This window comes from Actinosynnema sp. NPDC059797, assembly GCF_042732085.1.
In the GTDB taxonomy this organism is placed as follows: domain Bacteria; phylum Actinomycetota; class Actinomycetes; order Mycobacteriales; family Pseudonocardiaceae; genus Actinosynnema.
Genome location: NZ_JBHWIE010000269.1, coordinates 1 through 9,536 on the forward strand (window position 1 = coordinate 1; position 9,536 = coordinate 9,536).

A 9,536-nucleotide genomic window follows, 5' to 3' on the forward strand; every position below is an offset into this window, starting at 1 on the left:
CTACGAGGAGGGCGCGCACCGGCTCAGGCGCGGCTTCCGTTCACGGCGAACTGCTCCAGCGCGCCGGCCAGGTCGGGCCGGACGCGGGCGGACAGCTCCGTGCCCTCCTCGGTGTGCCGCTCCTTGAGCACCTCGCCCTCCCGGTGCACGCGCGCGACCAGCTCGCCCCGCGCGTACGGCACCAGCGCCTCCACCACGACCTCCGGCCGCGGCGTCAGGGTCGCGATGCGCTCGCGCAGCTCGGTGATGCCCTCACCGGTGTGCGCGGAGACGAACACCGCGGTCGGGAACAGGTGCCGCAGCCGGGCTAGGCCCAGCTCGCCCACCGCGTCGATCTTGTTGACCACGAGCAGCTCCGGCGGCATCGGGTCGTCGCGCCGGGAGGAGATCTCGCCGATCACCTCGCGCACCGCCGTGACCTGCTTCTCCGGCATCGCGTCGGACCCGTCGACCACGTGGACCAGCAGGTCCGCGTCGGCGACCTCCTCCAGCGTCGACCGGAACGCCTCGACGAGCTGGTGCGGCAGGTGCCGCACGAAGCCGACGGTGTCGGTCAGCGTGTAGGGCAGGCCCTCGGGCGTCTCGGTGCGCCGGGTGGTCGGGTCGAGGGTCGCGAACAGGGCGTCCTGCACCAGCACCCCCGCGCCGGTCAGCGCGTTGAGCAGGCTGGACTTGCCCGCGTTCGTGTAACCCGCGATGGCCACGTTCGGCACCGCGTTGGCGACGCGGCGGTGCCGCTTGGTCTCCCGGATGACGCTCATCGCGGCGATCTCGCGGCGCAGCTTGGCGATGCGCGCGCGGATGCGCCTGCGGTCGGTCTCCAGCTTGGTCTCACCGGGACCGCGCAGGCCCACTCCGCCGTTGCCGCCGCCGGCGCGGCCACCGGCCTGCCGGGACAGCGACTCGCCCCACCCGCGCAGGCGCGGCAGCAGGTACTGGAGCTGGGCCATCTCGACCTGCGCCTTGCCCTCCTTGGTGGAGGCGTGCTGGGCGAAGATGTCCAGGATCAGCGCGGTGCGGTCGATGACCTTGACCTTGAGCTTCTCCTCCAGCTGCCGCAGCTGGCCGGGCGACAGCTCGCCGTCGCAGATCACGGTGTCCGCGCCGGTCGAGATCACCACGTCGCGCAGCTCGGCGACCTTGCCCGAGCCGATGTAGGTGGCCGGGTCGGGCCGGTCGCGGCGCTGGACGAGGCCCTCGAGCACCTCGGAGCCCGCGGTCTCGGCGAGCAGCGCCAGCTCGGCCAGGGAGGCGTCGGAGTCGGCCGCCGTGCCCTCGGTCCACACGCCGACCAGCACGACCCGCTCCAGCCTCAGCCGGCGGTACTCGACCTCGGTGACGTCCTCGAGTTCGGTGGACAGCCCGGCGACTCGGCGCAGTGCGGCGCGCTCCTCAAGAGCCAGGTCGCCGGTTGACAGCTCGTCGTCTTGGTCGAGCCAGTCGTTGGTTCGGTACGTGTTTTCCGTCATTTGCCCTTCATCGTCCCACGGCGACCCCGCTCGAACCGAGTGGTTAATCCCCCGGGTACATCGCCAGGTAGATCGCCACCCGCTCGTCGTCGGGTTCGGCCGGCTCTTCCGCCAGCTCATCGAACAACGCCTGGAGGCGTCGTTTTAGTTCCCCGGGATCGGTCCGCACCACCAGCCTGATCTGCCGCAGGGCGTCCACGCCCACGTCCGAGACCTCGCCGAGGAACGCCTGGAGCACGGCCTCCTTGGCGGCCGGCGGGCGGTCCTTCCAGGTCAGCTGCCAGGACAGGCCCGTCGACAGGTACGGGATCTCGCGCGCGCCGCGCTTGCCGGTCCGCTCCGGCTGGGCCTCCAGGAAGCCCGTGGCGACGAGTTTGCGCACGTGGTGGAGCGTGGTCGCGGGGTCCTTGCCCAGCCGGTCGGCGATCTCCTTGTTGGTCAGCGGCGTGTCGTGGGTCAGCCGGATGATGCGCAGCCGCACGTCCGAGGAGAGCGCGGCGATCTCCGCGGCGGTGGCGAGGCGTCTGGACACCCGCACAGGATAAAGTGATTGACAGTTTCCAATCACTCTCGGGAGACTCCGGGCATGTCCCTGTGGTCGCACCGAGACTTCCGCCTGCTGTGGGTGGGCGACACCATCAGCCAGTTCGGGGCGACGGTCGGCCGCACGGTCCTGCCCCTGCTCGCGGTGGGCGCGCTGGCCGCGACGCCGTTCGAGATGGGCGTGCTCTCCGCGGCGGCCTCGGCGGCGTTCCTGCTGATCGGGCTGCCCGCGGGGGTGTGGGTGGACCGGATGAGCAGGCGACCGGTGATGCTCGTGGCCGACTTCGCCCGCGCCGCGCTGATGCTGTCGGTGCCCGTGGCGTGGTGGTTCGACGCCCTCACGCTGACCCAGCTCGTCGTGGTGGCGCTGCTGGTCGGCGCGGCCACGGTCATGTTCGACATCGCCTACCAGTCGTACCTGCCGGCGCTCGTCGGCCGGGACCAGCTCGTCGAGGGCAACTCGAAGCTGGAGTCCAGCCGGGCCGTCGCCCAGGTGTCGGGACCGGCGGTGGCGGGCGGCGTGGCGCAGGGCCTCGGCGCGGCGAACGGCGTGCTGGCCACCGGCCTGGGCTACCTGGTGTCGGCCCTGTTCCTGCTGCGCATCCGCACGCCGGAGCCGCCGCCGAGGACCCCGGACAAGCCCGGCCTGGGGCACGAGATCGCCGAGGGGCTGCGGTTCGTGTTCGGGCACCGCTCGCTGCGCGCCATCGTCGGCTGCACGGGCACGGCCAACTTCTTCGGCGGCATCATGACGGCCGTCCTCGTGCTGTTCATGGTGCGCGAGCTGGGCCTGTCCGAGGGCGTCGTCGGCGTGGTGTTCAGCGCCGCGGGCATCGGCGGCGTGCTGGGCGCGCTGACCACCGACCGGTGGAGCAGGCGGTTCGGCCAGACCACGGTCATCTGGCTGTCCGCGCTGGTCACGATGCCGTTCGGGCTGCTCATCCCGCTGGGCGGGTCCGACTGGCGGTTCGCGCTGCTCGTGGTCGGCGACGCGGTCGTGGCCTACGGCGTGATCGTCTACAACATCGCGCAGGTCAGCTACCGGCAGTCGATCTGCCCCGACCACCTGCTCGGCCGGATGAACGCCAGCATCCGGTTCGTGGTGTGGGGCGCGCTGCCGCTGGGCGGCCTGGCCGGCGGCGCCCTGGGGGAGGGGATCGGCATCACGCCGACGCTGTGGGTGGCGGTGACGGGCCAGGCGCTGGCGTCGCTCTGGGTCGTCCTCTCGCCGCTGCGCGCGCAACCGGAGGGGGAGGAACGGGAGGATGCCGCCATCACGTGACTTCCGGCTGTTCTGGGGCAGCGACGCGGCGGCCCAGTTCGGCACGGCGGTCTCCACGTTCGTGCTGCCCGCCGTGGCGATCGAGGTGCTGGGGGCCTCGGAGTTCCAGGTCGGCCTGCTGAACGCGGCCGGCATGGCCGCGTTCCTGCTCATCGGCCTGCCCGCGGGCGTGTACGTCGACCGGCTGCGCAAGCGGCCCCTGCTGGCGTGGAGCACGACCGGGCGCGCCCTGGTGCTGGCCACCGTGCCGGTCGCCGGGTGGCTGGGCGGCCTGACCTTCGCCCACCTGGTGCTCGCCGCCCTGCTGGCGGGCGTGCTGACGGTGTTCTTCGAGGTCGCCTCCCAGGCGTACCTGCCGACGCTCGTCGACCGCGGCGGGCTGACCGGGGCGAACACCCGGCTGGTCGCCGTGCAGCAGGTCGCGCGGCTGACCGGCCGGCCGGTGAGCGGGCCGCTGGTGCAGTTCCTCGGCGGCGCGAACCCCGTGCTGGCGATCTGCGCGTCGTACCTGGTGGGCGCCTGGTTGCTGCGCGGCGTGCGCGCGGTCGAGCGGCCGGTCGAGCCGCGGGCGCGGGCGTTGCGGGCGGAGATGGCCGAGGGGCTGCGGTTCGTGTTCGGGCACCCGCTGCTGCGGCCCACGGCGCTGTGCACGATCTCGTTCAACCTGATGAACGCGGTGTGGGGCGCGGTGAACCTGCTGTTCCTGCTCCGGGACCTGGACCTGCCGCCCGCCGCGGCGGGGCTGCTGCTGGGCGTCGGCGGCGTGGGCGGCGCGTTGACGGGCCTGGCCGTGGGGCGGCTGGCGGCCCGGCTCGGGCCGGTGCGGCTGCTGTGGGTGCCCGCCGCGTGCACCCAGCCCGCCTGGGTGCTCGTCCCGCTGACCCAGCCGGACTGGCGGCTCGCGCTGTTCGGCCTGGGCACCGCCGTCTCCGCGGCCGGGATCGTCGTCTACAACGTCGCGCAGGTCAGCCTCAGGCAGGCGCTGTGCCCCGACCACCTGCTCGGCCGGATGAACGCCAGCATCAGGTTCCTGGCCTGGGGCTCGATCCCGCTCGGCGCGCTGGCCGGCGGCGCGCTGGCCGGGTGGATCGGGGTGCGCGGCACGGTGTGGGTCGCCTCGGCGGGCATGGCGGCGTCGGTGCTGTGGCTGGTGCTGTCACCGCTGCGGAGGGTGCGGGACGTGTCGGAGGTCACTACCGTCGACAGGCGTGGCTGACACGGCGATCCTGCGCGACGGCCTCCGGTTCGGCGAGGGCCCGCGCCGGGGACCGGACGGCAGGCTGTTCTACTCCGACTTCTACGACCACCGGGTGCGCGCGCTCGACCTCGGCACGGGTGAGGAGGAGGTCGTCTGCGTCGTGCCCGGCCAGCCGTCCGGGCTGGGGTGGCTGCCCGACGGCAGGCTGCTCGTGGTGTCGATGACCGACCGCCGGGTGCTGCGCCTGGAGCCCGACGGGCTCGTCGAGCACGCCGACCTGGGCGGCGTCGCCACCTTCCACGCCAACGACATGCTGGTCGACCCGCACGGCCGCGCCTACGTCGGCAACTTCGGCTTCGACCTGCACGCCGCCGTCGCCGCCGACGGCGAGGCGCCCCTGCTGGACCCGGCCTGGGTCGCGCCCACCGCCTCGCTGGCGCTGGTCGGGCCGGACGGCGCGGTCTCCGTGGCCGCCGAGGACCTGGCGTTCCCCAACGGCACGGTGCTGCTGCCCGACGGCGGCCTGCTCGTCGCGGAGACCCTGGCGTTCCGGCTGACCCGCTTCGACGTGGCCGGTGACGGCGCGCTGTCGGGCCGGCGGGTGTGGGCGGAGCTGCGCGGGCACGGCATCGCCCCGGACGGCGTCGCGCTCGACCCCGGCGGCGGCGTGTGGGTGGCCCCCGCGCTCCAGCCGTGCGCGTTCCTGGTCGAGGAGGGCGGGCAGGTCACCCGGAAGGTGGAAACCAGCCAGACGTGCTTCGCCGTGGCCGTGGTGGACGGCAGGCTGATCTGCTGCACCGCGCCCACGTCGCAGCCCGAGGTGGTGGCGAACGAGCGGTCGGGCAAGCTGGAGGTGCTCGACCTCTAGAGGTCTAGAGCGAGTCCCACCAGGCCCGGTCCAGCTCGCCGCGCGCGACCAGCACCGCCGGTCCGGTCAGCGTGGCCGTCTCCTCCTCGACCACGACGGTCACCCGACCGCCGAGGACGTCCACGGTTGCCTTGCCGGTGCGCCGACCCGCGCCGTGGAGCCACGCCGCCACCGCCGCCACCGTGCCCGTGCCGCACGAGCGGGTCTCGCCGACCCCGCGCTCGTGCACGCGCATCCGCAGGGCGCCGTCGCCCAGGACGTTGACGAACTCGACGTTCACCCCGTGCGGGAACAGCGCCGGGTCGTGGCCGGGCGACTCCTCCAGGTCCAGCCCGGCCACCGGCACGTCGGTCACGCACGCCAGGTGGGGGTTGCCGACGTCCACCGCGACCCCGTCGAACGAGCTGCCCGCCACGGTCGCCGTGCCCGCGCCGGTGACCGAGGCGGGACCCATGTCGACCGTGACCGAGCCGTCGGGGTGGACGACGACCGAACGTTCGCCCGCCCGCGTGCCGACTGCGAAACCGCCCTCGGGCTGGAGCCCGGCGTGGACCAGGTAGTGGGCGAACACGCGCACGCCGTTGCCGCACATCTCCGCGATCGAGCCGTCGGCGTTGCGGTAGTCCATGAACCAGGGGCCGAGGTCGGGGCGCACGACCCGCAGCACGCCGTCCGCGCCCAGGCCGCGCCGCCGGTCGCACAGCGCCCGCACCCGCTCCTCGGTCAGGTCCAGCACGCCGTCCGGGTCGGGCAGCACGACGAAGTCGTTCTCGGTGCCGTGGCCCTTCAAGAACTCGATCCCCACGACCACCAGGTTACGGGGCGACCAGCCGGAGCACGTCCTCGGCCAGGGTGGGCGAGCCCGCGTCGAACCAGGTGACCCGCCGGTCGCGGCGGAACCACGACCGCTGCCGGCGCACGAACCGCCGGGTGCCCTGCGCGGTCAGCGCCGCCGCGTCCGCCAGCGGGTACTCGCCGTCGAGCGCGGCCAGGACCTGCTGGTAGCCCAGCGCGCGCGACGCCGTGCGGCCCTCGCGCAGACCGCGCCCGGCCAGCTCGCGGACCTCGTCCACCAGGCCCGCCTCGAACATCCGCGCCACCCGGGCGTCGACCCGCTCGTCCAGCTCGGCCACCTCCCGGTCCAGGCCGACGAGCACCGCGCCGTAGCGGGCCGGACCGGGCTTGGGCAGGGTCGCCGAGAACGGCTCGCCGGTCAGCTCGATGACCTCCAGCGCCCGCACCACCCGCCTGCCGTTGCTGGGCAGGATCGCCAGCGCCGCGGCCGGGTCGAGCTGCGCCAGCCGCCCGTGCAGGACCTCCGCGCCGAACACGGCCAGCTCCTGCTCCAACTGGGCCCGGACGCGCTCGTCGGTGCCGGGGAAGCGCAGGTCGTCCAGCACGGCCTGCACGTACAGGCCGGAGCCGCCGACCAGGATCGGCGTGCGGCCGTCGGCCAGGACCTTCTCCACGGCGGCGCGCGCCTCGCGCTGGTAGGCGGCCACGGAGGCGGTCTCGGTCACGTCCAGCACGTCGAGCAGGTGGTGCGGCACGCCCCGCCGCTCCTCCTCGGTCACCTTGGCCGTGCCGATGTCCATGCCCCGGTACAGCTGCATCGCGTCGGCGTTGACGACCTCGCCGCCGAGTTCGAGGGCGAGCCGCACGGCCAGGTCGGACTTGCCCGTCGCGGTGGGCCCGACGACGGCCACGGGGGTGTTCACGGGCTCAAGCCTCCCAGACGGCGCAGTGGTAGCCGACGCCGAAGGGCGCCAGGAACGCCGACCGCGTGCACCGCCACCCGCCCGGCACGCCCGCCGCCACCTGCCACGCGGCCCGCCCGTCCGCGCCCAGCTCGGCGGCCAGGCCGGGGTCGAGCGCGCGCAGCGCGTCCGCGTCCGCGGCGGCCAGCGCCCGGCTCACGCCCTCGTCGAACGCGCCCGCCCGCTCGTCGGACCTGCCCACGGCCAGCTCGCCGTGCCGGTGGGAGCCGTCGCCCAGCACGAGCAGCGCCTCGCCGGACACCGCCTCGGCGGACAGCCGCTCGCCCAGCGCGACGCACTCGGCGGGCGGCAGGTCCGGCGGCACGAGGTGCACGCGCACCCGCCGGGCGCCCGCCCGCTGCCGCAGCCAGCCCGCGACCAGGGCGGGCAGCGGCAGGTCGGGGTCCTCGGCCGTGGCGCCCTCGGCCAGGGACACCGGCACGTCCACGCCGAAACCGGCGAACGTGCCGGTCACGTCGTCGAGGGTGCGCGGGCCGGACGGGTCGACGCCGACGGCCACCCAGTCCGTCGCGCGCGCGGCCAGCCCGCGCGCGGCGGCCAGGCACTCGGCGCGGACCGGTTCGGTGTCCGGGGCCGCTCCCGACACCAGCTCGGGCACCAGCAGCGGGGGGTGCGGCACGACCGCTAGACGCGAGAACATGGCAACCCACGCTACTCATCGGCCACCACCGGTACCGATGCGAGCCTTCACCTGTTTGAATGCGCGCGAGGTACCGGCGACCCTTGAGACGGGTCGAGCGGCGCCCGGGTGCTGGGCCCCGCCATCGGCGGGGCGCCCGTGGTCGGCACGGGCACCACGAAGTGGGCAGGCGAGGAGGAAGCCGGCGATGACGGAGCACGAGACGACACCGGGAACCACTGGCGACAGTGGGGCGGGGGCGGTGGTCGAGGAGACCCAGGTGGCATCGACGCCGGTCGCGGCGCCTCCCCCGGTCCCCGTGGCGTCGGACCACCCTGACCGCTGGGGGCGCGTGGACGAGGACGGCACCGTCTACGTCAAGACGGCCGACGGCGAGCGCGGCGTCGGGTCCTGGCAGGCGGGCGAGCCCGTCGAGGGGCTGGCGCACTTCGCGCGCAGGTTCGACGACATCCGCACCGAGGTGGAGCTGCTGGTCACCCGCCTCACGTCCGGTGCCGGTGACCCGAAGCACGCGCTGACCAGCGCGAAGCACGTCCAGGAGGGCCTGGCCGAGGCGGCCGTGGTCGGCGACCTCGCGGCGCTGGCCGCGCGCGTCGAGTACGTGCTGGCGCTGGCCGAGCAGGGCCTGGAGGCGGCGAAGATCGCCAAGGACGAGGCCAGGGCCGCGGCCGCCGCGCGCAAGCAGGCGCTCGTCGAGGAGGCCGAGGCGCTGGCCGCCGAGTCGACGCAGTGGAAGGCGACCGGCGACCGGCTGCGGACCATCCTGGACGAGTGGAAGACCATCCGGGGCGTCGACCGCAAGACCGACGAGCAGCTGTGGCGTCGGTTCTCCAAGGCGCGTGACGCGTTCAACCGGCGGCGGGGCTCGCACTTCGCCGACCTGGACCGGCAGCGCGGCGTGGCCAAGACCCGCAAGCAGGAGCTGGTCGACGAGGCGGAGAAGCTCGTCGAGTCGGACGACTGGGGTCCCACGGCCGGCCGGTACAAGGAGCTGATGGTCGAGTGGAAGGCCGCCGGGCGTGCGCCCAAGGAGGCCGACGACGCGTTGTGGCAGCGGTTCCGGGCCGCGCAGGACGCGTTCTTCGCCCGGCGCTCCGAGGCGTTCAGCGAGCGTGACGCCGAGTTCTCGGCCAACGCGAAGCTGAAGGAGGAGCTGCTGGCGGAGGCCGAGCACATCGACCCGTCGCACGACCTGGAGGCGGCCCGGCAGCAGCTGTACCGCATCCAGGAGCGGTGGGACGCGATCGGCAAGGTGCCGCGCGAGCGGGTCCGCGAGCTGGAGGGCAAGCTCCGCGCGATCGAGGAGCGGGTCCGCGGCGCGGTCGACGCCCAGTGGCGCCGGTCCGACCCGGAGGCCGAGGCCCGCGTGGCCCAGTTCCGCGAGCGGGTGGAGCAGTTCGAGGCCCAGGCCGCGAAGGCGCGTTCGGCCGGCGACAAGCGCCGCGCCGAGCAGGCCGAGGCCCAGGCCAAGCAGTGGCGCGAGTGGCTGGCCGCCGCCGAACAGGCCGTGGCCACCCGCTGACCCCCGTGGCTGGCGGGCCCACCACCCGGGCCCGCCACCCCGCGTGTCCTCCACTCAGGCATCGCGAGTCGTACGTCCAGACACCGCGAGTCGTACGTCCAGGACCCCCGAGTTCAACGTTCAGGCACCCCGGAGCTGTGGCCGAGGGCGCGCGAATGCCGAACTCGGGGGTCCTGTGCGTACGACACGGTGGTCTTGGGCGTACGACTCGCGCGTTCCGAACGTACGACTCGCGG

General features: G+C 74.3%; 9 protein-coding genes. 4 read left to right on the forward strand and 5 right to left on the reverse strand.

The annotated features are described in order from the left end of the window. Positions 1-23: 23 nt before the first annotated feature. Complete coding sequence (gene hflX, locus ACFV4N_RS33785) at positions 24-1,469, reverse strand: GTPase HflX (RefSeq protein ID WP_499676718.1); 1,446 nt, start codon at positions 1,467-1,469, stop codon at positions 24-26. Positions 1,470-1,512: 43 nt separating this feature from the next. Further along, positions 1,513-2,001 carry a helix-turn-helix domain-containing protein gene (locus tag ACFV4N_RS33790; RefSeq protein ID WP_499676719.1) on the reverse strand — a complete coding sequence of 163 codons (489 nt, stop codon included), beginning with the start codon at positions 1,999-2,001 and terminating at the stop codon, positions 1,513-1,515. A 54-nt stretch (positions 2,002-2,055) separates the two neighbouring features. Here ACFV4N_RS33790 and ACFV4N_RS33795 point away from each other — a divergent pair, with 54 nt between their 5' ends. Genes ACFV4N_RS33795 through ACFV4N_RS33805 form a run of 3 tightly spaced genes read left to right on the forward strand, consistent with a single transcriptional unit; the run spans position 2,056 to position 5,360 of the window. Beyond that, positions 2,056-3,294 (forward strand): MFS transporter, encoded by a 1,239-nt coding sequence (locus ACFV4N_RS33795; protein ID WP_499676720.1) that lies wholly within the window; start codon positions 2,056-2,058, stop codon positions 3,292-3,294. Next, positions 3,278-4,510, forward strand: coding sequence for an MFS transporter (locus ACFV4N_RS33800; RefSeq protein WP_499676721.1), 1,233 nt, complete (start codon positions 3,278-3,280; stop codon positions 4,508-4,510). The genes ACFV4N_RS33795 and ACFV4N_RS33800 overlap by 17 nt, the downstream gene beginning before the upstream one ends. Then, positions 4,503-5,360, forward strand: coding sequence for an SMP-30/gluconolactonase/LRE family protein (locus tag ACFV4N_RS33805; protein ID WP_499676722.1), 858 nt, complete (start codon positions 4,503-4,505; stop codon positions 5,358-5,360). The genes ACFV4N_RS33800 and ACFV4N_RS33805 overlap by 8 nt, the downstream gene beginning before the upstream one ends. A gap of 4 nt (positions 5,361-5,364) precedes the next feature. On the opposite strand, the gene dapF is transcribed toward ACFV4N_RS33805, so the two are convergent. The 3 genes from dapF to ACFV4N_RS33820 are packed head-to-tail and all read right to left on the reverse strand — an operon-like array spanning position 5,365 to position 7,778. Beyond that, positions 5,365-6,165, reverse strand: a complete 801-nt coding sequence (gene dapF, locus ACFV4N_RS33810; RefSeq protein ID WP_499676723.1) for a diaminopimelate epimerase — start codon at positions 6,163-6,165, stop codon at positions 5,365-5,367. A 10-nt stretch (positions 6,166-6,175) separates the two neighbouring features. Continuing rightward, positions 6,176-7,078 (reverse strand): tRNA (adenosine(37)-N6)-dimethylallyltransferase MiaA, encoded by a 903-nt coding sequence (gene miaA / locus ACFV4N_RS33815; RefSeq protein WP_499676724.1) that lies wholly within the window; start codon positions 7,076-7,078, stop codon positions 6,176-6,178. 4 nt (positions 7,079-7,082) lie between these two features. Continuing rightward, positions 7,083-7,778 carry a class III extradiol ring-cleavage dioxygenase family protein gene (locus tag ACFV4N_RS33820; protein ID WP_499676725.1) on the reverse strand — a complete coding sequence of 232 codons (696 nt, stop codon included), beginning with the start codon at positions 7,776-7,778 and terminating at the stop codon, positions 7,083-7,085. 187 nt (positions 7,779-7,965) lie between these two features. On the opposite strand from ACFV4N_RS33820, the gene ACFV4N_RS33825 reads away from it, so the two are divergent. Then, a complete protein-coding gene (locus ACFV4N_RS33825; protein WP_499676726.1) occupies positions 7,966-9,300 on the forward strand; it encodes a DUF349 domain-containing protein in 1,335 nt (444 codons plus the stop codon). The last annotated feature ends 236 nt before the right edge of the window (positions 9,301-9,536 follow it).

What these genes read in the sequence shown, in the direction of transcription:
- ACFV4N_RS33800 (WP_499676721.1), top strand. Translation starts at nt 3,278, where the DNA reads ATGCCGCCATCACGTGACTTCCGGCTGTTCTGGGGCAGCGACGCGGCG.
- ACFV4N_RS33825 (WP_499676726.1), top strand. Translation starts at nt 7,966, where the DNA reads ATGACGGAGCACGAGACGACACCGGGAACCACTGGCGACAGTGGGGCG.
- ACFV4N_RS33820 (WP_499676725.1), bottom strand. Translation starts at nt 7,778, where the DNA reads ATGTTCTCGCGTCTAGCGGTCGTGCCGCACCCCCCGCTGCTGGTGCCC.
- hflX (WP_499676718.1), bottom strand. Translation starts at nt 1,469, where the DNA reads ATGACGGAAAACACGTACCGAACCAACGACTGGCTCGACCAAGACGAC.
- ACFV4N_RS33795 (WP_499676720.1), top strand. Translation starts at nt 2,056, where the DNA reads ATGTCCCTGTGGTCGCACCGAGACTTCCGCCTGCTGTGGGTGGGCGAC.